Raw genomic sequence first — 23498 nt, 5'->3', positions numbered from 1 at the left:
TCGATTGGCGCGGCGCCGTTCAAGGGCGCGCGCCGGCGGGCCACAACGCGCGGTGGTCCATCCCGCGGATCTTCGAGGCCGGAAGCCCGGTCCGCGAGGAACGCGACGCCGGCCTCGGCGATGCGCCCCTCGCGGCCGATGAGCCGACGCCGGCGCCGTCTCCGCCTGGGACGCCCCGGCAACGCGGCGTGTGCGGCCGGGGGGCTCCCACCTTCCCGCCCATGCGGCGGGCCAGGCGCCCGGGCGTCCGTGACCTTCGTCACGGTCGCGGAGCGGCGCACAGGGCATGTCAGTCTCCGCAGGCCAGGAGGATCAGATGACGGCTCCGTTCTCCCTCATCAGGCGATGGCTCGACTGCCGTCGCGCGCGGAGCGAACTCGCGCCGTTCAGCGAGCGCGACCTCGCGGATCTCGATCTCGTCGGCTGTGACGTGAAGCGCATCGCCTCGGCGCGGTCCGTGCGGAGAGGCGCGGCCTGAGAATCCCGGCGCCGTCAGCGCGGCGACCTGCGCCGGTCGCGTGTCAGGCGGTCGACGGCGAACTCCGCGGCGATGCCGATGACGGCACCCGCCAGCACGTCGGCGGGGAAGTGCGCCCCGCGGAGAACCTGCGCGGTGACGACGCCGGCCGCGGCGGCGTAGGACGGTCCCCTGATCTCCGGATAGGCGCGCGCGGCGGCGCGCGCGACGGCGGTGCTCAGGGCGGAATGACCCGAGGGGAAGGATTGCCACGGACCGATGCCCGTTCCCGGCCATCCCCGCACGTAGACCCCCTCGTCCATCAGGACGTTCGGGCGCGTCCGATGCACCGCCCGCTTCAAGCTCGTCTTGACGACACCGGCCAGGAGACCGGCTTGCAGCATGTGCCGCCCCGCTTCTGCCATCCGGCGATCGCGCACCATGAGCCCCAGGACGAGGGTGCCGGCAGACAGCGAGAGCAGGGACTGCCAGCTCCCGATCTCGCTCGCCGTCCCCACCGTTCGAACGACAGGGTGGTCTTTCGCGCGTGCCAGCCCGACGCCGAGGGCGACGTCGGCCGCCTCGAACCGGTTGGCGGTGTCGCGTGCTCTGACGTCGGACGGGCTGTTCGGGGATCGCGCAAGCATGGCCATAAACGCGCCCGACGGGCGTTCGTTCGATGCGGCCCCCGCGAACGGCACCCGCCACCGCACCCGCGCCCGCGCCCGATCAGGGACGCGCGCCGCGTCGGCGAACTCACGGTCCGGACGGGAGAGGCCGTGATCGCCTGAACTCGGGCTTGGCGGATGGAGAGGATCGGCCAGGATCTGAGCCAGGATCTCAGTCAGGACCGGCGGAATCGGACATGCGGCTCGGCCCCGAATACCCGTCAGGCCGGCCCGGAGTTGACGGAATCGGACAGATTGGACAGGTTCCAGTGACTAACCTGTGTTACAGTCAGGGCGACGATGTCCACTGATCTCCCCCACGGTAGAGTCACGTTCCGCGGCCGCGGTCTGGCCTTCGCGCACGGCGCCAAGCTGGTGCTGAAGGTCTGCCCGCTGTGCTCGCAGTGGAACGCGCCCCGGGCTGCCGACCTCGGGCAGTGCGGCTGGTGCGCCTACACCCCGTCCTGTCGCGACGTCGAACCCGCGCCGAGCCGCCACGACACCGACGTCACCTCGTGAGACCGCGGAGGCTCGGACCGGCGCGCGACGCCGCGCATCGCGACGGTGCGGGCGCGGCGATCCGCACCGATGCCGGCATGCCCCGCGCCGTTCAGCTGTACTGAAGCTCGGCCCGCGCGCGGGAGAGCTTGCGCAGGATACGGCGGATGTGCTCGCGGAGCATGAGGGTCTCGTCCGTCGGGTTCTCTTCCGAAGCCATCGCCGACACATCCAAGACACTTACGGCCCGGTAGCGCATCCGCTCCTCCGCACGACATCACGACGTGTCCTAGCAGCTACTTTCAATTAACGCATCCATCATTTGATCGATTCCGCGCCTCTGCAGCGCGCAAGTTTACGTAGATTTCTCAATCGATGCCCTGATCGGGCCGCGCAATAGAGTTTCCACGTCCCTCGCTTCACCGATCTGGCTTGCGCACGAAATAATCCCGGCCCCGATCAGCTTCGGCCGCTCGGTCTCGTGGCAGACGGTGGCCGGCTCGACACAGACCGCGCGCGGGTTCGAAGGACTTCCCCGCCCCGCCGGCCGGGCGGCGCTCGGGATGCCGCGGACAGGGGGCGCTCTGGTCGAGCCGCGATGCCTTGAACGACGTGCCGAGATCCTGAGCGCGGCCGGACCGGCATCGGTTTTCCTGCGCTTTGACCGCCCCGGAAGGAACTGATCTTCCGCTCTGCTACGGCGCGCCGCCGCCGGGGCGCGGCCGGCGCGACGGACACCCCACCCCGGCGCCGGTCGTCCCGGACCTGCGCGTCCGCACGGCCGCAGCGTTCGGCCGAGCGACCGTGATCGGGAGGTGCGCGTGTCCGGCGTCGCCCGCGCTAGGAATCCGCGGTCCGGCGCCCGATCTCGCTGTCGAGATACACGGACCAGTCCGACAAGGTCGTGAGCTGCGAGCCGAACATCTTGCTGACCTGGTAGTAGCCCAGGGCGCGATAGCTCTCGAACTGGCTCTCCGAGAACCACTGGTTGGCCGTGCTCTCGTGCGGGAAGGCCGGGCTGGTGGCGCCGTAGGCGCGGACTTCGGCGGGGATGTCGTCGAGGAAGCTCGGCTTGATGTAGATCAGCGAGGCCGCGTCGCGGCCCCCCGGATACGCGATCGTACCCCGCGCGTAGCCCAGCGCACCGGCACGCTTGCCCTCGCGCTCGATCGTCGCGCGGGGGAGAATGCGCATCTCGCCCATCTGGACCTTCGCCAGCCCGTCCACCTCGGCCTTCCGGATCACGTTGCCGAGGTCGAAGAACGTGCAGCGTTCGTCCTGGCCCGCGTCGATCACCACGATCCGCGCGCAGCGCCGCCGCAGCATCTCATAGACGCCGAGATTGTCGAAATGGCCGCCATCCGAGAGGTAGATCGCCTGCCGGACATCGGTGCTGCGGCCGCCGAGCTCGCTCAGGAGCGCGAGCACGGAGTTCCTCGGCTTCGCGAGCTTGAGGTCGTCCCGGCGCGCCACCGCGGGGTTGGGCAGCCAGGCGCCGAGCCGGACGTTGAACAGGGTCATCAGGAACGCGATCAGGCGCGACGAGTGATAGCCCCAGTTCGGGCTGACCGCCGCCCCGGAGATCGTCAGCAGACCGCCCAGCAGCGGCCCTCGGCCCGCGCTGACACGGTCGCCCGGGGTCTCCATCCCGGCATATTGCGACGTGCGGATGTAGGCCCCGCGCGGGCCGACGGTGCCGGGCCGGTCGCGCGCCCTGTCGGCGCGGTCGAGGATCGCCGAGCCGCAGGCGAAGGGTGTCGCGGTGAACGAGGCGGCCTTCCGCTCCGCCCACTCGGTGTGGAGGAGATCCGTCAGATTGAGCGTCATGTTGACGACGGGCAGGAGCCGCTTCTCGGTCCCGAGATCGGCGATGCGCGGGCTGTCCTCCTCGTCGAAGTCCGTGAACGGATCGGCGTCGCGCCGCGTCCGCGCCGAGCCGAGGAAGCCCCGGGTCAGGCGGTTGCGGTAGACGCCGTGCATGGAGAAGCGGTTGACGTTGACGCGGCCGAACAGCCAGACGGCCCCGGCCAGGATTGCCGCCACCGCGACGTCCAGGATCACGATCATGCCGTAGGGGTTGATGCCGCAGACGGAGCCGGCATCCGCGCCGGTGTCCGCGCCGCCGAGCGCCCGGCGCGGCAGCAGGCAGTTGCCCCACCAATCGTGCGCCTGGCCGAGGAAGCGGCCGAGGCACCAGCCCATCAGGGCGAACAGGCTGATCCCGAAGACCGCCGCCATCGCGCTGAGGCCGATCATCACGAGGTCGTCCATGCGTCCCTTGGCGGCCAGGGACTGCGCGCGGACGAAGACCTGCTTGCCCAGGAAGGCGGCGGCCGGGCCGGTGGCGAGGGCGCCGAGCGCGCCGAACAGGGCGGGGATCTGCGCGTCCTGGCGGCCGAGGGCGTCGGCGGACAGGACGAGGCAGCACAGGCACAGGCCCGTCCAGCCCATCGCGGCCAGCAGGAGCTGGCCGTCGACCCGCGCGACCCACTCGCGGTCGAGGTCGGCGCACTCGGCGCTCTTCCGGAACCCGATGAAGATGACGCTCTGGAGAAGGTGGACGACGATCAGCGCCGGCGGGGCCGCAACCGTCAGGATCTGAGAGACCTCGGCCTTCGCGGCGTCGAAGCCGGCAGCGGAGCCACCGACCAGCCAGCCGATGGACGCGTCGGCGCAGACGCAGATCAGCCCGGCCGAGACGAGGCTGCTGGCGAGCCAGGGACCGAGATTCCGCTCGTACAGCCAGAGGCCCGGATGGCCCTTCGAGGTCTGCCAGATCAGGCCGCTGAGATAGGCCGCGACCTGCACGGCGAAGTAGGCGAGGCCCAGGCGGCACAGGGAGAGGCCCGAGACCGGCAGCGGCTGCTCGAACAGCGCGCGGAGCGTGAACGGCAGCGCGAGGGCCCAGACGCAGGTCGGCGCGATGATGCAGGCCGCGATCCGCGCCGGGGACGCGTACGCCGTGACGCCGCCCGTCCGCGGCCGATGGCTCGGCAGGAGGGTGCAGGCGCTGAACGTCGCGACGAACAGCGCCGCGCTGCCGAGCACCAGGGGCATCCACAGCGTGCTGCCGCTCGCAGCCTCGAGCGCCGTCCGGTAGGCGAGCAGCGCGAGGGGGACGAACAGCAGCAGCGGGAAGATGATCAACCAGTTGAGGATCGTGTTCCGGATGTAGAGAACGATGCCGGCCCAGGTGTCGCGCGACAAGATCCCGACCTCCGGGGTCAGGTAGTTCGTGTAGCGCCGCAGCTTGGCGAAGATCTCGTTGCCCGAGCCGCCGAGCTGGCGCTCGGCCTCGGCGATGCTGCCGCACTGACGGATGAACGTCTGCAACCAGCCGCCGGCGAAACCGCCCCCCGATACCGTCGACAGGTAGTGGAACTCGCCGAGCATCCGCCGGCTGGCCAGGGCCTGCAGGGCGCCGAGGCAGAAGGTGGCGCTGCGGATCCCGCCGCCGGACAGGCACAGGGCGGCGAGCCGGGCCTGGTCGGCCCGCGCCTGCCAGGGCGCGCGATCGCCGGGCTCCGGCGGCCCGCAGAAATGATCCATCTCCTCCGCGAGCGCCTGCTCGGTGTCGAGGAACCACGCGTCCCGGCCCGTCGTCAGGGCGGGCAGATGGTGGGGAGAGGCATCCGCCTGGATGTCCGCGACACTGGCGCTCATCGCTCCTCCTATCGCCCGCTATCGCCCGCGCTGTGCCAGACTGCGCCGGACTGTGCGGGGTTCAGCCGCCGGTGCACGCCAGCGACCGCGCCCCGGCCGTCCTGATCGGTGACCTCTCGAACATCTCCCCGCCCGATGTCGAAACAAGTGACGATAAAATTTTACGGGATCAGTAACCGCTGTATAAACGATATCGAGAACAACGGTCGGGAGAACAGGTTACCCGAATCAGCATTGCGGCCGAGCAGGGGCGCTGCACCACCGAAGCCCGAAACTACCGGCGCGCCGACCCTCACAGAAAAACTGTATTCGAACATCATCCATTCGAATGACGCGCGCATGGGGATCGGCGTTTATTGAAATCGGCGAGACGCTTCGCGAAGGCAGGGTTCCCGCCATGTCCCAGGTGCGATCGTGACCCGCTCCCAGGCCGCCCGCCAGACTGCCCGCCACGCCGCCCGCGTCGTCGCGCTCACCGCGGCGATCCTGCTCCCGGCGCAGGCCGGATCGCGCGCCGCCGACCGAGGACCGGCAGACGGGCCGGGCGACGGACCGAGCGACAGGCCGAGCGACAGGCTGGACGGCACCCCGCACTTTCTCGAACAATCCTGGACGCCGCAGGAGCGCGCGTGGTTCTACCGGGCGAGCCAGGGCTCGCAGATCATGCCGTATGCCTGGTTCATGTCCCTGGAGCGCCCGGACGACGACACGCTCTTCGTCGCGGACGGGCTCGCGCGCTTCGGCTACCTGCCGAACCCGTACGACGGGACGCGCGGATCGGACCGCAGCGGGCTCCCCATCGGGTTCGTGAAGGACGTCGACGATCGCGGCGAGTGGATCGGCATGACCTGCGCCGCCTGCCACGTGAACCGGGTCGACCTGCGCGGTCGGTCGATCCTGATCGACGGCGGCCCGGCCGATGCCGACATGTTCGCCTTCATCGAGGAACTCGGCCGCGCCCTCGCGCGGACACGCGACGACCCGGCGCGCTTCGAGCGCTTCGCCCGCCGCGTCATCCCGGCGGAACTGTCGGCGCCGGGGACGGGCCCGTCCGAGCCCGACCGCCGCCGCCTGCGGGCCAGCCTGACGCGGCTGGCCGAGGACTTCTCCCGTTACGTCGCGTCGAGCCGGACCGCGGTGCCCTGGGGTCCGGCACGCCTCGACGCGTTCGGCATGATCTTCAACCGGGCGACGGGCATCGATCTGCGCGACCCGCACAACATCGCCCCGCCCGACGCGCCCGTCAGCTACCCGTTCCTGTGGGATACGTCGTGGCACGACCGGGTGCAGTGGAACGGCTCGGCCGCGAACGGGCTGGCCGTCGAGCGCCTGGGCCGGAACGTCGGCGAGGTGCTGGGGGTCTTCGCCCGCACCGACATCCGGGAGCCGACCCTGCCGCCGCTCTGGTTCGAGACCTCGGCGGACCGGGTCAACCTCCTGCGGATCGAGAACCAGCTGGGCGCCCTCACGGCGCCGGCCTGGCCCGACCGGATCGCGCCGCGCACCGAGGCGCAGGCCCGGGACGCCGCGGCCGGCAAGGTCCACTACGACCGGTACTGCCTGTCCTGCCACGCGATCGCCCCGACCGGCGCGAACCGCACGCTGACGGTGACCCTGACGCCGCTGGCGGAGATCGGGACCGACCCGAAGATGGCGACGAACGCCGTGTCCCGGCGCGCGCGGACCGGGATCCTCGAAGGGATCCGGATGCCGTTCCTCGCGACGACGCCGCCGCTGGCCGCCGAGACGAGCAGCCTCGAACTCGTGGCCACGCTCGTCGCCGGCGCGATCCTGGCGCCCCTCGACCGTGGACCGGACCCGGCGGGCGTCGGGGCGGACCAGACCGTCATCCTCGACCGGCTGCTCAAGCGCGGCACCGCCGCCCTCGAGGCCCGCAACGCGATGCTCGACGATGTCTCGACCGCCGGCGGCAAGGGCCTCGTCGCCGCGTTCGTCGGGGCGCGGAGAGACCGCGACCTGATGGTCTACAAGGCGCGGCCGCTCAACGGGATCTGGGCGACGGGCCCGTACCTGCACAACGGCTCGGTGCCGAACCTGTACGAACTCCTGCTGCCGTCCCGCCGGCGATCCAGGACGTTCCGGGTCGGCAGCCGGGAACTGGACGAGGACCGGATCGGCTTCCGGTCCGATAGCGGGCCGTTCCTGTTCGACACCGCGCTGCCGGGCAATGCCAATACCGGCCACGAGGGGCCCGCCTACGGGACCGAGCAGCTCGACGACGCGCAGCGCCGGCAGCTCCTGGAGTATCTGCGAACCCTGTAGGCGCGCTCCGCGGTTTCGATTTCTATCTTATCAGTATTGATTTGTCGTTCGATTGCATCCGTAATGGAACAACCGATTTCGGCACCTGTCGGTCCGACCGGATGGCTGGAGATCTGACAACACTCAAGACTCGCACTCAGCGCGGAGCGTGGCCATGCAGGATCTCGAGGCGTATTCGGTTCTGGTGGGGTCGATCTACGACCGCGTCGGCCAGCCGGAGGAGTGGTCGGCGCTCCTGGAGGATCTGACCGATTTCGTCGGCGGCCGGGTCGGCCAGCTCGCCGTGTTCAGCCTCGACGGGAACCGCAAGCCGCTCTGGGCGGTGTCCGGCTTCGAGCGGTCGCGGTACCGCGAGTTCCTCTACCGGCACGCCACCGAGGATCCGCGCCTCCCCTACATCCTGTCGAACCAGGGCAAGGTCATCCGCGCCGAGGAGGGGGTCGACGCGGTGCAGTTCCGCGAGTCGGCCCTGTTCAAGGAGGTCGTCCAGCCCTTCGAGATCGAGCACAGCCTCGTCACCTACTTCGCCAAGGAAGCCGACGTCATGGCGACGCTCGCGGCGATGCGGGGCGAGGAGGGCGGCCCCTTCCGGTCCGACGAGGTCCGGCGCCTGGCGATGCTCGTCCCGCACCTGCGCCGGGCCTTCGAGCTGTACGCATTGATGCGGCAGGCCTCCGAGCGCACGTCCGATCTCGCCTCCGCCCTGGACCTGCTCGACGCCGCCGTGATCCTCACGGATTCCGACCTGCGCGTCGCGCACGCCAACCGCGCCGCCGAGGCGCTGGCGCGGTCCCGGACCGGCCTGTCCTTCGTGAAGGGCAGCCTCGTCCTCAAGGACAGCCAGACCGGGCGGCGGATCGCCCGCGCGGCCGGCGAGGCGCTCGCGGCCGCGAGCGGCGACGTCGCGATCACGCAGGCCGACCACATCACCGTGACCTGCGGCGAGAGCGGCATGCCCTACCGGGTGTCGCTGCACCCGCTGTCGAAGCGGCCGGCCGGCACCGGGTCGAAGGTGCGGGCCGAGCTGGCGATCGTGATCCGGACCGGGACCCCGAAGGTCCAGGGGAGCAACGCCGCGCGGCTGCAGAAGCTGTTCGGGCTGACCGTCGCCGAGTCGATCCTCGCCAACGCGGTCGCTTCGGGACGGTCCCTCGACGACCACGCCCAGGACCGCGGCATCGCGATCTCGACCGCCCGCACCCAGCTGCGCGCCCTGTTCGCCAAGACCGAGACGCACCGGCAGGGCGAGCTCGTGGCGCGCCTGCGCGAGGGGCTGGACGTCTCGCTCAACTGATCACCGGGCGTCGGGCCGGACGGCCCGCGCCGCTCCGCGAACGCCACAGGAGGTCGTGCATGCGCGCCGCCGCTCCCGAGACGCCCTGCCTCGCCTTCCTGGAGGCCCTGCCGGTGGCGGAGCGCTGGCAGCGCGCCCGGGACTGGATCGCCCGCGCCCCCCGGCCCTTCTTCGCGCAGCTGCGCGCGCGGCGGACCGCCCTGGATTGCGGCGCGGCCATCCTCGTCGCCGGCCGCGCCGAGGTCGAGGAGATCCTGTCCCTGCCGCAGGTCTTCTCCGTCGCGCTCTACAAGCCCAAGATGGGCGAGTTCATGCTGGCGCTCGACGGCACGGAGGTGAATTACCGCGACAAGGCGGTCATGCGCGCCGTGCTGTCCTTGCGCGACCTCCCGGCGATCCGCGCTCTGGCGGGCGCCGAGACCGACGCGGCCCTCGACGCGGGCCTCGACCAGGGGCTCCACCAGGGGCTCCACCAGGGCGGCGGATCCATCGACGTCGTGGCGTCGGTCTCGCGCCGCGTCCCGCTGCGGATCGTGCAGCGCTTCTTCGGGTTCGCGGCGCCCGATGCCGACCTGCTGCGCTGGTCGTACGCGAACCAGTTCGACCAGTTCAACAACCTCCCCTTCGACGAGCGCCCGGACGCCGACGCGATCCACGCGGCGGCGGATCTGGCGCGCCAGGAGATGCGGGCGGCCTTCGCCAGGATCATCCCGGCGCGCGTCGCGGCGATCGAGGCCGGTGCCGACCTGCCCGACGACGTCCTCACCCGGCTGCTCCGGCTGCACCTGCCGGCGGCGACCGGCTTCGGCATGGACCGCGTCGTCATCAACGTCGGCGGCCTGCTGATCGGGGCTATCGAGACCACGTCGGAGGCGGTGGTGCACGCCCTCGCGGAGCTCCTCGGCCGGCCGCAGATCCTCGCGGCGGCCCGCGCGGCCGCCCGGACCGGACCCGCCGCCTTCGACGGCTACGTGTGGGAGGCGCTGCGCTTCGCGCCGATCGTCGCCTTCATGTTCCGCCAGGCGGAGACCGACCACGTGCTCGGCCGGGGCAGCCCGGCCGAGAGCCGGATCGCCAAGGGCCGGGTCGTCCTGCCCCTCAGCCTGTCGGCGATGTTCGACGCGACCGGCGTGCCCGACCCGGACCGCTTCGACCCGGCCCGCCCGGAGCAGACCTATCTCCATTTCGGCCGGGGCCATCACGAGTGCCTCGGCCGCTACGTGGCGGGCGCGATGGTCCCGGAGATCGTTCGCCGCATCCTCCTGCGCGACGCCGTGCGGGCCGAGGGCGCGGTCGAGGACGGGGGCACGCCGTTCCCGACCGCGTTCCGGATCTCCTGCGCCGGCCGGCCGGCGGGGGCCGCCGGGCCCGGTTAGCCCGGCGCGCGCGGGACGTCGCCGACACCGCGCCCGGTCCCTCCGTCGCGAGCCCGGGCGGCGCGCGAACGCGCGCGCCCGGATTCGGGGCGTCGCCCGGAGCCCCGCCCGATCGGCGCCCGGCCGCGCAGGTGCCGGCCGTCCCATCAAGGCTTCGTCACCGCAGAGCCCGGAGCATCGACATGGCATCCTTCCAGGATTTTCAGGACGGCTACGAGCGGACCTGGGCGTCGCTCCAGATCCGGCCGGAGAAGCTCGCGACCGTGCGCAAGCTCGCGCAGCAGCTCGCCGCCGGCAAGCCGCGCTACCAGGAGATCGAGGCGCACACCGGCGTGCCCTGGTGGTTCATCGGGCTCTGCCACTACCGGGAATCGACCTTCGACTTCGACACGTATCTCGGCAACGGACAGAAGCTCGGACGGCGCACCACGATCGTCCCGAAGGGGCGCGGGCCGTTCACGGGGCCGCAGGCCTTCGTCGAAGGGGCGGTCGACGCGCTGCGCCTCCAGGGCCTGGTCGGGCTCGGCGACTGGAGCGTCGCGCGGGCCCTCTACCGGCTCGAGGGCTTCAACGGTTACGGCTACCACGGCCGGGGCGTGAACTCGCCGTATCTCTGGGGCGGATCGACGGCCTACGGGCCGCCGGGCGCGCGCGGCGGCAAGTTCGTGCGCGACCACGTGTTCGACCCGAACGTGGTCGACACGCAGATCGGCACCGCGGTGATCCTGCGGAGCCTCATCGACCTCGACGCGACGGTCGCGCTCGCGGCGCCGCGCGCCGTCGAGGCGGCCGTGTCCCGCGAGCCCGACGACGAACTCGCCGACAGCACGCTCTGGGTCCAGCAATCGCTCAATCGCCTCGGCGCGACGCCGCCCCTCGTCGAGGACGGCCGGAACGGGCCGCGGACCATGACGGCCGTCGCGACGTTCCAGGCGCGGTGCGGTCTGGACGATACCGGCCTCGCGGACGCGCGCACGATCGCCGCCATCCAGGAGGCGCTGCGGCCGGCGGCGCCGGACCACGCGGTGCTGACGCGGATCCAGGACCTGGAGCGACAGCTCGCCGCGAGGGCGGTCACCCCGATGCAGCCCGCCCCGATGCAACCTGCCTCGGTGCAACCTGCCTCGATGCCCCCGGTGGTGATCGCGCCGGCCGCGCCGCCCGCCGACGTCGCGGCGCGGCTCGACGAGTTCCTCCAGGCCCTGCGCCGACAGATCGACGGTGCGCGCCTCCCGACCGCCCCGATCTTGCCCGGCCCGCCCGCGGCGCGTCCCGACGGCGCGGTCCTCGGGCCGGTCAACGGCGCGCTCGGGCAGACGATCGGGCAGCTGCTCTCCGGCAAGAAGTCGGCGATCGGCATCATCGGCGCCGTCGCCACGCAGATCCTGTCCCAGGTGCCGCTCAACACCGGTCTCGGGCAGGTGCTCGCACAGCTCACGCCCGCCTTCGGGCTGAGCCCCTACACGATGCCGATCTTCATCGGGCTGACGGCGTGGGGCGCGCTCGGGAAGTTCGAGAAGTGGAACGCACGCGCGGTGCAGGCGACCCCGTAGCGCGCGGCGGGCTTCCGGGAAGTCCGGCGCTCACGACGCGCCGCGCCCGCTCACTCGGCGAGCACGAAGGCGAGGCCGAGGATCGCCACCAGCAGAGCCCCGCCCGCGAGCTCCTCGCGCGGCTCCTCTGCGAAACGCGCGGACCGGCTCGCGCTGGCGATCCCAGCTGCGGCGAGCCCGATGATCAGGAAGCCGAGGCCGAGCAGATCGGTCGTCTGAACGGACGGTAGCATCGGTGGTCCTCCGTCAGAGGTGCCTCTCACCCCTCTGGCCAAACCCAGTGCGCCTCGACATGCGCGATCAGCCCGAGCGCGTGATCGCGGACGAGGATCGCGGCCCGATCCGCGTCGCGTGCCTGCAAGGCGGCGATGATGGCGGCATGCTCGCGCATCGAGTCCTCGAGCCTCCCGGCCCGATGGAGGAAGGCCGACCGGATCGCCCGCATGTGAATGAACAGGTTGGTCGTCATCTCGACCATCAACCCGCAGCCGCCGAGACGGATGATCGTCCGATGGAAGTCGAGGTTGGCCTCGTCGTAGGCCTTCAGATGGTCGGGCAGAGTCGCGATATCGAACGCCTCGAAGGCCCTGCCGAGCGCGCGGAGATCGGCATCCTCGGCGTTCCGTGCGGCGGCATGGGCCGCCATGCCTTCGAGCGCGGCCCAGACGGTGATCATCTCGACGATCTCGCGCTTGTTCTTGCGCGTCACGAAGAGGCCGCGGCGCGGCACCGTGGACACGAAGCCCTCCCGCTCCAGGAGCGTCAGGGCTTCGCGGACCGGCGTGCGGCTGATGCCGAGATCCTGCGCGATCTGGTGTTCGTGCAGCCGGATCTGCGCCGATCCGGCGTAGAGATCCATCGCCAGGATCGATTGCTTGATGCTGTCGTAGGCCTGTTCACGCAGACTCAGGGTCTGTCCGATCGAGGCTAGACCCAGAGAGGTCTCGGAAGGCTGCAGCACAGTCGAACTCCGGGAACGCGAGAATGGATTCTGGCCTCAGGTCCTGGAATGGCGCCGAGCGCGGCCGGGCTATCGCGTGAGAGCGAGGCGCCAGGACAGCCGCCCCTCGCCCGATCGTCGATGCGCGCCCGAACATGCGCGATCGTCCGCGGCGCCCTGCGTCTCGACGAGACGGTCTCCGTGCGGGCCAGCTGCCCGGTGCTGGCCGACCCGGCTCCGGAATTCCGGAGCCGGGTCGGGGAGGCTTCGCCCCGGCCGCGGAGCGGCCGGGGCGGTCGCTCAGGCGTGGGCCAGCTTCATCGCCGGAGCCGCCGCGTCGTTGTTCGCCGCGTGGTGCTGCTTGAGCATCGGCCGCAGGACCGCGATCGCCAGGACGGCGGCGATCAGGTCCATGGTCGCCACCGTGTAGAGGACGGTCGCCCAGGTGCCGGTCGCCTGCATGATCAGGTTGCCCACCGGCACGAACAGCGCGGCGAAGCCCTTGGCGCAGTAGAGCACGCCGTAGATCTTGCCGATGTGCTTCGAGCCGAAGGTGTCGGCGGCGGTGGCGCTGAACAGCGAGTAGACCTCGCCCCAGGCCAGGAACACCACACCGGACAGGATCACGAAGGCCCACGGGTTGGAGCCGAAGTAGCCCAGCGCCACGATGCCGATACCCTCCATCGCGAACGCGATGAACATCGTCTTCTCACGGCCGATCCGGTCCGAGACGAACCCGAAGAGGGGGCGCGAGATGCCGTTCATGATCCGGTCGAGCATCAGCGCGAAGGGCAGCGCGGCCATGGCGAAGAAGTACAGGTTGACCTGGAAGTTCTTCACCCCGAGATCCTGCGCGATCACGCCGAGCTGGGCCACGGCCATCAGGCCGCCCGTCACCGTGCAGGTGAACATCAGCAGCATCACGTAGAACACGGGGGTGCGCAGCGCCTCGCCCAGGGTGTAGTCGCGCCGCGACTGCAGGACCTTGGTGGAGAACGGCACCTGATCCTTGCGCGGGGCGCGCATGGCGATGGCGGCGGCGATGATGATGGCACCCTGGATCAGGCCGAAGACGAAGAAGGCCTGGGCGTAGTTGCCGCTGTCGATCATCTTGGCGATCGGCAGGATGGTGAGCGCCGAGCCGGCGCCGTAGCCGCCCGCCGTGAGGCCGACCGCGAGGCCGCGCTTGTCCGGGAACCACTTGAGCGCGTTGTTGACGCAGGTGGCGTAGACGCAGCCGACGCCGATACCGCCGGCCACCGAGCCGAGGTAGAAGCCGCTCAGGCTGGTGGCGTAGGAGTTGATGACCCAGGCCAGGCCCGTCATCAGACCGCCGAACATGACGACGCGGCTCGGGCCGTACTTATCGATGAAGTAACCCTCGATCGGAGTCAGCCAGGTCTGGACGACGACGAAGATCGTGAAGGCGACCTGGATCGCGGCGCGGTCCCAGCCGAAGGTCTTCTGAATCTCGGGGACGAACAGCGTCCAGGCATACTGGATGTTCGCCGCTGCAACCATGCAGATCACGCCGAGCACGATCTGCAGCCATCGATTTGTACTGGGTACTGCCGTAGCCGGCGTGGCATTTGGCATGGCCATGAGCTTCCTCCCTCATTCCTGCGCTGACATTCAGCGGCGTGCTATAGGATTGGCGTGCACGCCGACGAATTCCTTGCCCGCGCCGGAACCTTATGTCGGGTTCCGAAATTGGCACGGCGGCATGCATTATTCTGTGTGCCAGGAACGTATGGCAAGCAGAATAATTCATCCGTTTCGGCCGAGAATTCGGGATTAGAGGGCGATCTCGCGCGTGCTACCGGATCGCGCGGCCGGCCGCCGCTCTCGCGGACGCCCGTCCTCGGTGTGCCGGCGCCATCTGAGACCCGGCCCGCGGCGTCGGCGCGATCCCAGCTTTGAGGATCGGACGACGTGATCGCTCGGCCCTGAACAGCACCGATGCAGACGATCGGCCCGGATCGGAGGGATCGGAGGGATCGACGGGCGACGCGGACGGCGGCGCCGGGTCGCGGGGCGCGTCAGGGAATCAGCTTGCCGGGATTCATGAGGTTCCGGGGGTCGATCGCGCGCTTCAGGGTCCGCATGAGGCCGAGCGCCTCCGGCCCGTGCTCGCTTTCCATGAAGCGCATCTTCTTCTGGCCGATCCCGTGCTCGCCCGTGCAGGTGCCGCCCAGGTCCAGCGCGCGGGCGACGAGCCGGTCGAGGAAGCCGGCCACCGCGGACATCTCCTCGGGGCTGTCGGCATCGACGAGCGGCAGGGTGTGGAAGTTGCCGTCGCCGACATGGCCGGCGATCGGCGCCGTGAGCCCGGTCGCGGCGATGTCGCGCTTCGTCGCCTCCACGCATTCCGCGAGCCGCGAGATCGGCACGCAGACGTCGGTCGACATGTTCTTGATCGTGGGACCCGGCCGCAGCGCGACCGAGGCCCAGTACACGTCGTGGCGCGCCTGCCAGAGGCGCGCGCGCTCGTCGGCCCCGGTCGCCCAGTCGAACGGGCCGCCGCCGAGATCGGCGGCGATCTCGCCGAACCGCTCGGCCTGCTCGCGCACGCCCGCGTCCGTGCCGTGGAACTCGACGAGGAGCAGCGGGGTCTCCGGCAGGGCGAGCTTCGAGTAGCGGTTGCAGGCCGCCACCTGCACCTCGTCGAGCAGCTCGATGCGCGCGACCGGGATGCCGGACTGGATCGTCAGGATCGTGGCGTCGCAGGCCGCCTTGATCGAGGGGAACGGGCAGATGCCCGCCGAGATCGCCTCGGGGATGCCGTGCAGGCGCAGCGTGACCTCGGTGATGATCCCGAGCGTGCCCTCCGAGCCGACGAGGAGCCGGGTTAGATCGTAGCCGGCCGACGACTTGCGCGCCCGCCGGGCGGTCGTGACGATGTCGCCGTTCGGCATCACCGCGGTGAGCGCGAGCACCGCGTCCTTCATCGTCCCGTAGCGCACGGCGTTGGTGCCCGACGCCCGCGTCGCCGCCATCCCGCCGATCGTGGCGTCCGCCCCGGGATCGATGGGGAAGAACAGGCCGGTGTCGCGCAGGTACGCGTTCAGCGCCCTGCGGGTGACGCCGGCCTCGACCGTGCAGTCGAGGTCGTCGGCATGGACCGCGCGGACGCGGTTCATCGCCCCCGTGTCGATCGAGACGCCGCCGAACGGCGCGTTGACGTGGCCCTCGAGGGAGGTGCCGACGCCGTAGGGCACGATCGGCACGTCGCGCTCGGCACAGGCGCGCACGACGGCCTGCACCTCCGCGGTGGAGTGCGGGAAGACCACGAGGTCCGGCGGCTCGCACGGCGCCCAGGTGAGCTGGTTGGCGTGCTGCTCGCGCACCGCCGGGCTCGCCGTCACCCGGTCCCCGAGCACGGCCCGCAGGGCCTCGGCGAGACCCGCGATCGTCGCCGCGTCCGGGCGGGTCCGCGGGGCGGGAACGGGGGCGTTCATGGGCTGCTCCGATGGGCTCGAACTGGGGCGTCGCTGGGGACGGCGCCGGGGACGGCGTGTCCCGGGGGGCGCGCGGCCCCGCGACACGGCCTCCGCCGGGACGACATGGCGACGCGACCGTAGGTCGATCGGCGGCCGCCCGCCACCCGGGCGCGGCGGGGCGGCGGCGCTGCCCCCTCCCCCCGGGTCGCGTTCACATACCGCGTCTGCCCCGCCGCGTCTGCCCCGCCGCGCCTACTCCGCCGCCCGCGCGCCGCGCGCCGCGGCCTGCTCCAGGTGCCGGTCGTGGGTGAGGCAGAGGACCGTCACCATGGCGGCGAGGCCGGCCGCCGCGATGAGGAGGAGGCCGCCCGTGAAGGTGCCGGTGGCGTCCTTGATCGCGCCGACCGCGTAGGGCGCGGCGAAGCCGGAGAGGTTGCCGAGGGCGTTGATGATGGCGATGCCGCCGGCCGCCGCGGCGCCGGACAGGTAGGCGGTGGGCAGCGTCCAGATCACCGGGAGGCCGCCGAAGATGCCGAAGGCCGAGACGCTGAACAGGGCCATCTTGGCGTAGGGATCGGAGACCAGCGCCGCCGCGGCCGTGCCGCCGGCCGCGAGCAGGAGCGCGAAGGCCGCGTGCCCCTTGCGCTCGCCCCTGCGGTCCGAGGAGCGCCCGAGGGCGAGCATGCCGACGATCCCGATCGCGAAGGGGATGAGGCTGACGAGACCCGTCTGGAGGTTCGTGAGGTCGAAGCCCTTGACGATCTGCGGCAGGAAGAAGCTGAGCCCGTAGAGCAGCGCCACGTTGCCGAAATACACGAAGGCGACGGCGAGCACGCGCCGGTCGAGGAGCGCCTCCGCGACGCTGTAGCGGCGGGCGGATTCGCGCGCCCGCCGCTCCTGCGCGAGGCGCTCGGTGAGCCACGCGCGCTCGTCCTCGGGCAGCCAGGCCGCCTGCGCCGGCCGGTCCGTCAGGAAGGCCAGGACGATCCCCGCGAGGATGACGGCGGGCAGCGCCTCGAGGACGTAGAGCCACTGCCAGCCCTTGAAGCCCCAGACCCCGTCGAGGCCCAGCAGCGCCCCCGAGACCGGCGAGCCGATGACGCTCGAGAGCGGGACCGCGGCCATGAAGGCGCCGATGATGCGCGCGCGGTAGCGCGCGGGGAACCACAGCGTGAGGTAGAAGATGATGCCGGGGAAGAACCCGGCCTCCGCGGCGCCCAGCAGCAGGCGCACGGCGTAGAAGCTCTTCTCGCCGACGATGAAGGCCATCGCGCCCGACAGGAGTCCCCAGGTCAGCATGATGCGGGCGATCCACACCCGCGCCCCGACCCGCTCCAGGATCAGGTTCGACGGCACCTCGAAGACGAAGTAGGTCAGGAAGAAGATGCCGGCCCCGAGCCCGTAGGCCGTGGCGGAGATGCCGAGGTCCCCGTTCATGGTCAGCGCGGCGAAGCCGACATTGACCCGGTCGAGGTAGGAGATGAAGTAGCAGGTGATCAGGAGGGGCAGGAGCCGCCTGCTGACCCGCCGGATGGCGCGCGCTTCCACATCCATCGTCGCCCCCTCGAGGATCCGGAACGGACGCCGGGCGCCCGATCCGACCGGGCCTCCGGTCAATTCGCGGGTGACATAGCCGGGCCGTCGGCGCCCCGATAGGAGCGGACGCGGTGCGGCGGCGGGCGCCTACGCGCCGGGGCGGGATCCGGCCCCGCCGCGACCGAGCGCGTCGAGCAGGAGGTCCGCGACGGCCCGGGGCTGCTCCTGCTGAACCCAGTGCCCCGCCCCCGCCACGAAGTGGCAGCCGACCAGGCCCGCGCCGGCGGCCTCCTTCATGCGCTCCAGCGCGCCCGGCGCCTGGAACGGGCCCCAGTCGCGCGCCCCGGACACGAACAGGAGGGGGACCTCGATCCGCCGGCCGGCGAACCGCGCGAGGTCGCGGTCGATGCTGCCATCCATGCGGCACCGGTAGCCCTGGAGCGCGCCCTGGAAGCCGGAGCGCGCGTACTCGGCCGCGTAGACGGCGAGTTCCGCCTCCGTCAGCCAGGCGCAGTCCGCGCCGCCCCGCTCCGGCATCTCCGGCGCCACGGTCGCGGGCATCGTCCGGCCTTCATCCATCACGTAGTAGGTCGGCATCTCGGCGAGGGCCTCGGCCGTCCAGCCGGCGAGCGCGCGGGGACGATTGTCCGGCCAGTCCGCGCTCTTGTGGTGGAAATAGGCGCGCAGGAACGCGGCGAGGCCCTGGGGACTGCGCTCCATGTCGGCGGCGGCGCGGCGCGTCGCGTAGTAGCGGTGGTAGTGCGTGCGCGGGCGCGGCAGAGCGGCCAGCGCCGCGTGGATCGGGTCGTCGGCCGGCGTCCGGAGGCCGCGGGCCAGGGCGTCGAGCCCCGGCGCCCCCGCGAAGGGCGCGCTCATGAGGGCGACCATGCCGAAGAGATCGGGCCGCGCCAGGGCGCAGTAGCCGCAGACCCAGGACCCGTAATCGTGTCCGACGAGCGCCGCGACCCTGTCGCGCTCCAGGGCGCTCATCAGGCACAGCAGGTCGAGGAGAAGGTTGTGCAGCCGGTAGGGCGCGAGGTCGTCCGCGAAGGCGACCGGCGCGTCCGCGGTGCGGCCGTAGCCCCGGAGGTCGGGGGCGACGACGTGGTAGCCCGCCGCGGCCAGCGCCGGCATGACCTTCCGCCAGGAATAGGCGATCTCGGGGAAGCCGTGCACCAGGAGGATGAGCGGGCGGTCGGGACCGCCGTCGCCCGCCTCCAGCACGTGCATGCGCAGGCCGTTGACGCCCTCGACGAAGCGGGCGCGGATCCCGGCCGGGAGGGCGGCCGGATCGAGCGGGGGCAGGACGTTCGTCACCATGGCCGCGCGCTCCCGTGCCGATTGTTCGACGGCCGCCGAGCGTACACGCTCCGCGATCCGACCGCGAAATCCGACCCGCGCGCATCCGGCCCCGCCCCACCTCCGCGCCCGGTCGGTGCGCCGCCGAACCGTCAGGCGGTCAGGGCGGCGGGGGCCTGCCGGTGCCCGGCCTCGGCCCGCCACGCGTCGCGCTCGGCCTCCAGGCCCTGGATCCGGGCATGGAGCTGCCCGGCATCGATGGCCGTCTCCATCAGCATGTCCTGCGCGCTGGCGAGCTGCTCGCGCAGCTCGGAATTCTCGGTCACGAGGGTCAACAGGATCGCCGCCACGTCGTCGCCCATTCGTCCACCTGCCTCACCGTCCGGGGTCGCGGCTGGTAGGACCGGCATGGTTACCGCTCCGGAAAGGATGGCGGCCGGGCGCCCGCGCCGAGGCCCCTGTCCACAGCCGGATGGCGCCGGCCGCCGGGAGGCCGCCCGCGGGCCGCCCCATCTCAGCCGCAGGAACAATCGTCCGTGCGGGAAGATGCCGTCATGCGCACCCCGCGCGAACGGAGCTGCTCGCATGTTCATGAAGCTCGACCGCCTTCAGGCCGAACTGCCACAGCCGAAGAAGCCCGATCCCAACGCGGCGGCCGCGCTGCAGGAGCTGCTCGGCGGCAAGTACGGGGAGATGTCGACCCTCGGGAACTACATGTTCCAGAGCTTCAACTTCCGCAACAAGTCGAAGCTGCGCCCCTTCTACAGCCTCGTGTCGAGTATCTTCGCCGAGGAGCTCGGGCACGTGGAGCTGGTCTCGACCGGCATCGCGATGCTCAACAACGGCCCCGGCGACGACACCGAGGAGGTCGACGTCTCGAAGGCCCCGTTCCACGACATGCAGGACATCCGGCTCGCCGGCAGCTTCCTGAGCAACGGCGGCGGCGCGACGCCGGTCAATTCCAACGCGCAGTCCTGGAACGTCGACATGGTGACGACGACGGGCAACATCATCATCGACCTGCTGCACAACTTCCACTTGGAGTGCGGCGCGCGCCTGCACAAGCTGCGCGTCTACGAGACCCTGAAGGACCCGACCGGCCGCGAGGTCTGCGGCTACCTGCTCGTGCGCGGCTCGGTGCACGCGCACGCCTACGCGCTGGCGCTCAAGAAGCTGACCGGCGTCGAGATCGAGAAGATGCTGCCGACCCCGAACATCGTTCTCGACAAGATTCCAGAGTGCCAGAAATATCTGCAGGAGGGCTCGCACCGGCGCCTCTACCGCTTCAGCCCGGACGACTACAAGGAAGCGGCCGGCGTCTGGTCGAACGACGAGGTCGCGCTGCCGGGGGATCCGCCCGGCAACCTGGAGGTCGTCGACGGCCTGCCGGAGGGCGGCAAGATCCCGGAACTCGACGGCAATTACGGGGCCTTCGCGCCCAACTACGCCCCCGAGGAGATCTTCGAGATCGCCAGCAAGCTCTACAAGAAGGGGCGCTGAGGCGCGCTGAGAACCGGGCAGGGCCCCGCGGTCTCAGAACCGCGGGCCGCGCCGTCCCCGGTCAGTACCAGTCGTCGTCGTCGGCGGGCGATCCCGGCGGGAGGGGGCCGTCACCCATCACGCCGGGATCCCCGTAGTTGAACGGAGGTCCGTCGAAGCCGACGACGCCGTCCGGATTGTCCGGCGTCACGTTGGGGTCGACCTTCAACTCGGTATCCTCGCGCCCGAGCCGTTGATCGAGGCGATCCATGCGCTTGAGATCCTGCTGGATCGGGATGTCCTGCTGGGCCTGCGCGACGATCGCGGGACTTGCGAGGGCGAACACCAGCGCGGCGACGGTCAAGCGTGTCATAGCAATCGGCCCTTCGCGTCCCGGCGCGCTCCTGAAGTCGATGCATACCGTGGACGGACCACCGAGCATAGCATTGACGGCCGTCAACACTAATCGCGCGTGCATGTCGACCGGGCGCGCGCTCGGCGAATGCGCGTCGCCGCCCGGCCCGACCGGATCGAGATCTGCCATCGCGCCGTGAGACGCGCCCTCCCCGCCGGGCATCATGCGGGCACCGTGCAGGCCTCGTGCAGGTCAGATCGCGGAAAGCCGGTAGTCCTGCGGGTGCCGGGCCCGGCCGGTCAGCGCGGCTGGCGGCCGGCCGGGCCGGCGACGTGCGGGCCGGCGGAGCGGTCGGCCGGCACGGGCCGGTGGTAGGTGACGGAGATCTCGGGCAGGATCACCGCGGTGACGTCGGACAGGCCGTGGCGTGCGGCGGATCCCTGCGCGGAGGCGGGCGTCGCGAGGGCGGCGGCGAGGGTCGCGGCGAGCGCGGCGGCAGCGAACAGGCGGACGGTCATGGCAAACCTCTTCTGACTTCGGCACGAAGTCATCCGGTCAACTGTCGCGAGTGAGGAAGATCGTCGTTCCGGCGGTCTTGATCGCCTCGGCTCTGTCGGGCCGAATGTCATCCTTCAACATGGATGTTAGGCCGGCGGTTGCCGCGAATGCGTGCGACGCCGCACAATCGTCAGTATCGGATCGAGCGCGAGGTCTCTTCGTCGCGCCGGACCGGCCCCTTTTGGGCGCGCCCGGCACCGCGGCTCGATCCGGCGCGGCGATGGCCGGCATCCGCGACTCGCGGGCGCGCCGGGGCGCTCCCGCCGGGATTTCGTGGACGGACGTTCGCTTTCCGTACTCATGTGGCATCGGAGTGGCAGCCGGCGCGCGACGGCTCCGCTACGGTGCGGACGTCTCCCTGAGGCGCCCTCGATGCTCATCCCCGCCCCGACCATCCGCCGTCTCCTCATGCTGGGGCTCGTGCTCGTCGCCCTCGTCGCGCTCGCGGACGGCGTGGCCCGCCACGAGTTGCGCACGGCCGCGCGCGCGATGACCCTCGCCGACGCGGCCCCGCAGACGGAGCGCGCGTCGGATGAGTAGGCGCTCGCCCCTCGCGGCCGGCCTGACGCTCCTCGCGGCCCTGGCGGGGGCCGAGCCCGCCGCGGCGCTGGCAGTGGAGCCGGCCGACCTGCCGGGCCTGGAGCGGGCGTGGCACGGCTGCGTCCGCGAGGCCTTCGACCGGCAGCCGGCGCACCGGAGCAGGCCCGGCCGGGAGCGGGGCGCCCTGGACGCGTGCAAACCCGAGGAGGACGCCTACGTGGCGGCCCTGATGGCCGCCCGGCCGATCGACGCGAACCGCCCTGCCCTGGCCTGGGCGCGGACCTGGATGGCCTACGTGGTGGATCCGCTGAGGGACTGGATCGCCGCGCTGCATCGCTGAGCCGTCCCAGCCGCGGCTGGGCGGAGGTCGGGCGCGAACGGCCATTCGCGCGGGGCGGACGCCTGCAGATCTCACGCAGCTCTACCGAAGGTGCGCTCCGAGCATTCGCGCCAGTATTGTGCATCCCTTTCCGATGTTCGCGCGTTCCAATCTCGAACCGGCCGATATTTCGGTGCGATTGTCGACATAGAGGAGGCGCGAATGCTGCGCGGTGGATTGCTGTGGCTGCTGGGAATCCCGCTGCCGATCATCCTGTTGCTGTATTTCCTCGGCGTCTTCCACTAGGCCGCGGCGGACGGTCGTCGTGCCCTACACGGTCGAGATCACCACGCCGCCGGTGCGGATCGACGGCGCCGAGCAGGCCTCGCGGATGTATCAGCTGCCGGACCCGTTCAGCACGCTGGCCGAGGCCAAGGAAGCGGCGATCGCGCATATCGGCGGCCTCGGCCTCGATCCGGCCGGCATCCTCTACACCGTCTTCGATCGCGAGGGTTTCACGGTCGCCTCCAACGCGGATCAGCGCGCCGAGGCCGGATAGAGCGGGCCGGCGGGTCGGGGTCCGGTCCCGCTCTGCGGGGCCCTCCGAGCCCGGAGGCGGCCTCCCAGCCCGCCTCCGGCCGGTGGGCGGCCCGGGATCCGTGCGCGAGCGGCGGCCCTGCAGGTGTTCCGGGACACGCCGGACCTGAAAGCTTGAGCGTACATCGGGATCACACCGCGAACACAGTCGCGAACCCGATGGAGATGACGATGACCTGGACCAACCGCATCGCCCTGGCCGCGACCCTGATCGCCGGCGCGGTCGCCCTCGTGACCTACGCGCAGGCCCTCAGCCTGCCGGCCCATTTCGCGTGAGCGAGACGGGCCCGGCGGCCGTTTCGCTCACCGACGCCGCCTGAACGCGCGCCGAACGGTTCCGCGGCGCAGCGTGACTCTTCGCACCGCACGCGCCCGGCCGATCCGGCATCATCATTGCAGACGAACCGACCGGGTCCGGCTGAGGACCCGCCGCTTGATGAAAGGAGTGCACGACATGGTCCTGAAGGGCTTCTCCTACGCGATGATCGGCGCCTTCCTGGGCGGCCTCGCGATGACGGTGACCGGCTCGGCCGGGGTGCTGATGGGCTTCTGAGCCGTGGTGGCCCTCGGGGCCGCCCGGGCGACGGACTGCCCGAACGGACGGCGTGAGCGGCGGGGCGAGAGCCCCGCCGTTCCCGTATGC

General features: G+C 71.3%; 21 protein-coding genes. 10 read left to right on the top strand and 11 right to left on the bottom strand.

Annotation, left to right across the window (positions count from 1 at the left end; all coding sequences use genetic code 11):
• The first annotated feature begins 316 nt into the window (after positions 1 to 316).
• Entirely contained in the window at positions 317 to 478 is a 162-nt protein-coding gene (locus BM314_RS27200) for a DUF1127 domain-containing protein (RefSeq protein WP_244540053.1), read from the top strand.
• Positions 479 to 492: 14 nt separating this feature from the next.
• Here the strand turns inward: BM314_RS27200 and BM314_RS27195 are convergent, their stop codons facing one another.
• Complete coding sequence (locus tag BM314_RS27195; RefSeq protein WP_244491847.1) at positions 493 to 1158, bottom strand: phosphatase PAP2 family protein; 666 nt, start codon at positions 1156 to 1158, stop codon at positions 493 to 495.
• 267 nt (positions 1159 to 1425) lie between these two features.
• Here BM314_RS27195 and BM314_RS27190 point away from each other — a divergent pair, with 267 nt between their 5' ends.
• Positions 1426 to 1644 carry a hypothetical protein gene (locus BM314_RS27190; RefSeq protein ID WP_091981547.1) on the top strand — a complete coding sequence of 73 codons (219 nt, stop codon included), beginning with the start codon at positions 1426 to 1428 and terminating at the stop codon, positions 1642 to 1644.
• An 819-nt stretch (positions 1645 to 2463) separates the two neighbouring features.
• Here BM314_RS27190 and BM314_RS27185 read toward each other — a convergent pair.
• A complete protein-coding gene (locus BM314_RS27185; protein WP_091981546.1) occupies positions 2464 to 5286 on the bottom strand; it encodes a patatin-like phospholipase domain-containing protein in 2823 nt (940 codons plus the stop codon).
• Between the two features lie 414 nt (positions 5287 to 5700).
• Between BM314_RS27185 and BM314_RS27180 the strand changes: the two genes are divergently transcribed.
• The 4 genes from BM314_RS27180 (at position 5701) to BM314_RS27165 (ending at position 11792) form a co-directional block, all read left to right on the top strand.
• Positions 5701 to 7569: a di-heme-cytochrome C peroxidase gene (locus tag BM314_RS27180; RefSeq protein WP_091981543.1), complete on the top strand. Its 1869-nt coding sequence runs from the start codon at positions 5701 to 5703 to the stop codon at positions 7567 to 7569.
• 154 nt (positions 7570 to 7723) lie between these two features.
• A complete protein-coding gene (locus tag BM314_RS27175) occupies positions 7724 to 8863 on the top strand; it encodes a helix-turn-helix transcriptional regulator (RefSeq protein WP_020095872.1) in 1140 nt (379 codons plus the stop codon).
• Between the two features lie 59 nt (positions 8864 to 8922).
• Positions 8923 to 10239 carry a cytochrome P450 gene (locus BM314_RS27170; protein ID WP_091981541.1) on the top strand — a complete coding sequence of 439 codons (1317 nt, stop codon included), beginning with the start codon at positions 8923 to 8925 and terminating at the stop codon, positions 10237 to 10239.
• Positions 10240 to 10421: 182 nt separating this feature from the next.
• Positions 10422 to 11792: a peptidoglycan-binding protein gene (locus tag BM314_RS27165; protein WP_091981539.1), complete on the top strand. Its 1371-nt coding sequence runs from the start codon at positions 10422 to 10424 to the stop codon at positions 11790 to 11792.
• Positions 11793 to 11842: 50 nt separating this feature from the next.
• Here BM314_RS27165 and BM314_RS27160 read toward each other — a convergent pair whose 3' ends face one another.
• The 7 genes from BM314_RS27160 to BM314_RS27130 all read right to left on the bottom strand — a co-directional run bounded on the left by BM314_RS27160 (position 11843) and on the right by BM314_RS27130 (position 19369).
• Positions 11843 to 12025 carry a hypothetical protein gene (locus tag BM314_RS27160; RefSeq protein WP_020095869.1) on the bottom strand — a complete coding sequence of 61 codons (183 nt, stop codon included), beginning with the start codon at positions 12023 to 12025 and terminating at the stop codon, positions 11843 to 11845.
• Positions 12026 to 12051: 26 nt separating this feature from the next.
• Entirely contained in the window at positions 12052 to 12753 is a 702-nt protein-coding gene (locus BM314_RS27155; protein ID WP_020095868.1) for a GntR family transcriptional regulator, read from the bottom strand.
• Positions 12754 to 13032: 279 nt separating this feature from the next.
• Positions 13033 to 14334: an oxalate/formate MFS antiporter gene (gene oxlT, locus BM314_RS27150; RefSeq protein ID WP_026605350.1), complete on the bottom strand. Its 1302-nt coding sequence runs from the start codon at positions 14332 to 14334 to the stop codon at positions 13033 to 13035.
• A 437-nt stretch (positions 14335 to 14771) separates the two neighbouring features.
• Positions 14772 to 16190 (bottom strand): FAD-binding oxidoreductase, encoded by a 1419-nt coding sequence (locus tag BM314_RS27145; RefSeq protein WP_091981537.1) that lies wholly within the window; start codon positions 16188 to 16190, stop codon positions 14772 to 14774.
• A gap of 234 nt (positions 16191 to 16424) precedes the next feature.
• Entirely contained in the window at positions 16425 to 17726 is a 1302-nt protein-coding gene (locus BM314_RS27140; protein WP_091981535.1) for an MFS transporter, read from the bottom strand.
• A 129-nt stretch (positions 17727 to 17855) separates the two neighbouring features.
• Positions 17856 to 19028, bottom strand: coding sequence for an alpha/beta fold hydrolase (locus tag BM314_RS27135; protein WP_091981532.1), 1173 nt, complete (start codon positions 19026 to 19028; stop codon positions 17856 to 17858).
• A 131-nt stretch (positions 19029 to 19159) separates the two neighbouring features.
• Positions 19160 to 19369, bottom strand: coding sequence for a hypothetical protein (locus BM314_RS27130; protein ID WP_091981529.1), 210 nt, complete (start codon positions 19367 to 19369; stop codon positions 19160 to 19162).
• 223 nt (positions 19370 to 19592) lie between these two features.
• Between BM314_RS27130 and BM314_RS27125 the strand changes: the two genes are divergently transcribed.
• Positions 19593 to 20507 (top strand): manganese catalase family protein, encoded by a 915-nt coding sequence (locus tag BM314_RS27125; protein WP_010685278.1) that lies wholly within the window; start codon positions 19593 to 19595, stop codon positions 20505 to 20507.
• Between the two features lie 61 nt (positions 20508 to 20568).
• Here BM314_RS27125 and BM314_RS27120 read toward each other — a convergent pair whose 3' ends face one another.
• Both BM314_RS27120 and BM314_RS27115 read right to left on the bottom strand, forming a co-directional pair.
• Positions 20569 to 20859, bottom strand: coding sequence for a hypothetical protein (locus BM314_RS27120; protein ID WP_026605349.1), 291 nt, complete (start codon positions 20857 to 20859; stop codon positions 20569 to 20571).
• A gap of 281 nt (positions 20860 to 21140) precedes the next feature.
• Positions 21141 to 21359, bottom strand: a complete 219-nt coding sequence (locus BM314_RS27115; RefSeq protein ID WP_091981527.1) for a hypothetical protein — start codon at positions 21357 to 21359, stop codon at positions 21141 to 21143.
• Positions 21360 to 21771: 412 nt separating this feature from the next.
• Between BM314_RS27115 and BM314_RS30775 the strand changes: the two genes are divergently transcribed.
• The 3 genes from BM314_RS30775 to BM314_RS27105 all read left to right on the top strand — a co-directional run bounded on the left by BM314_RS30775 (position 21772) and on the right by BM314_RS27105 (position 22817).
• On the top strand, positions 21772 to 21939 hold the full coding sequence (locus tag BM314_RS30775) for a hypothetical protein (RefSeq protein WP_020095859.1): 168 nt from the start codon (positions 21772 to 21774) through the stop codon (positions 21937 to 21939).
• Positions 21932 to 22279, top strand: a complete 348-nt coding sequence (locus tag BM314_RS27110; RefSeq protein ID WP_091981525.1) for a hypothetical protein — start codon at positions 21932 to 21934, stop codon at positions 22277 to 22279. Before BM314_RS30775 ends, BM314_RS27110 begins: the two co-directional genes overlap by 8 nt.
• Before the next feature lie 304 nt (positions 22280 to 22583).
• The gene (locus tag BM314_RS27105; protein ID WP_056524217.1) at positions 22584 to 22817 is read left to right on the top strand and encodes a hypothetical protein; all 234 of its coding nucleotides are present in this window, start codon (positions 22584 to 22586) and stop codon (positions 22815 to 22817) included.
• Positions 22818 to 23498 lie beyond the last annotated feature (681 nt).

Origin of the sequence: Methylobacterium sp. 13MFTsu3.1M2 (assembly GCF_900112625.1) — a bacterium.
GTDB lineage: Bacteria > Pseudomonadota > Alphaproteobacteria > Rhizobiales > Beijerinckiaceae > Methylobacterium.
Note: the sequence above shows the minus strand (reverse complement) of the source record. Positions and strands in the feature narration are given on the sequence as shown.

Coding starts and splice junctions, on each gene's coding strand:
- BM314_RS27200 (WP_244540053.1), top strand. CDS start 317: ATGACGGCTCCGTTCTCCCTCATCAGGCGATGGCTCGACTGCCGTCGC.
- BM314_RS27190 (WP_091981547.1), top strand. CDS start 1,426: ATGTCCACTGATCTCCCCCACGGTAGAGTCACGTTCCGCGGCCGCGGT.
- BM314_RS27185 (WP_091981546.1), bottom strand. CDS start 5,286: ATGAGCGCCAGTGTCGCGGACATCCAGGCGGATGCCTCTCCCCACCAT.
- BM314_RS27175 (WP_020095872.1), top strand. CDS start 7,724: ATGCAGGATCTCGAGGCGTATTCGGTTCTGGTGGGGTCGATCTACGAC.
- BM314_RS27170 (WP_091981541.1), top strand. CDS start 8,923: ATGCGCGCCGCCGCTCCCGAGACGCCCTGCCTCGCCTTCCTGGAGGCC.
- BM314_RS27165 (WP_091981539.1), top strand. CDS start 10,422: ATGGCATCCTTCCAGGATTTTCAGGACGGCTACGAGCGGACCTGGGCG.
- BM314_RS27160 (WP_020095869.1), bottom strand. CDS start 12,025: ATGCTACCGTCCGTTCAGACGACCGATCTGCTCGGCCTCGGCTTCCTG.
- oxlT (WP_026605350.1), bottom strand. CDS start 14,334: ATGGCCATGCCAAATGCCACGCCGGCTACGGCAGTACCCAGTACAAAT.
- BM314_RS27145 (WP_091981537.1), bottom strand. CDS start 16,190: ATGAACGCCCCCGTTCCCGCCCCGCGGACCCGCCCGGACGCGGCGACG.
- BM314_RS27140 (WP_091981535.1), bottom strand. CDS start 17,726: ATGGATGTGGAAGCGCGCGCCATCCGGCGGGTCAGCAGGCGGCTCCTG.
- BM314_RS27135 (WP_091981532.1), bottom strand. CDS start 19,028: ATGGTGACGAACGTCCTGCCCCCGCTCGATCCGGCCGCCCTCCCGGCC.
- BM314_RS27130 (WP_091981529.1), bottom strand. CDS start 19,369: ATGGGCGACGACGTGGCGGCGATCCTGTTGACCCTCGTGACCGAGAAT.
- BM314_RS27125 (WP_010685278.1), top strand. CDS start 19,593: ATGTTCATGAAGCTCGACCGCCTTCAGGCCGAACTGCCACAGCCGAAG.
- BM314_RS27120 (WP_026605349.1), bottom strand. CDS start 20,859: ATGACACGCTTGACCGTCGCCGCGCTGGTGTTCGCCCTCGCAAGTCCC.
- BM314_RS27115 (WP_091981527.1), bottom strand. CDS start 21,359: ATGACCGTCCGCCTGTTCGCTGCCGCCGCGCTCGCCGCGACCCTCGCC.
- BM314_RS30775 (WP_020095859.1), top strand. CDS start 21,772: ATGCTCATCCCCGCCCCGACCATCCGCCGTCTCCTCATGCTGGGGCTC.
- BM314_RS27110 (WP_091981525.1), top strand. CDS start 21,932: ATGAGTAGGCGCTCGCCCCTCGCGGCCGGCCTGACGCTCCTCGCGGCC.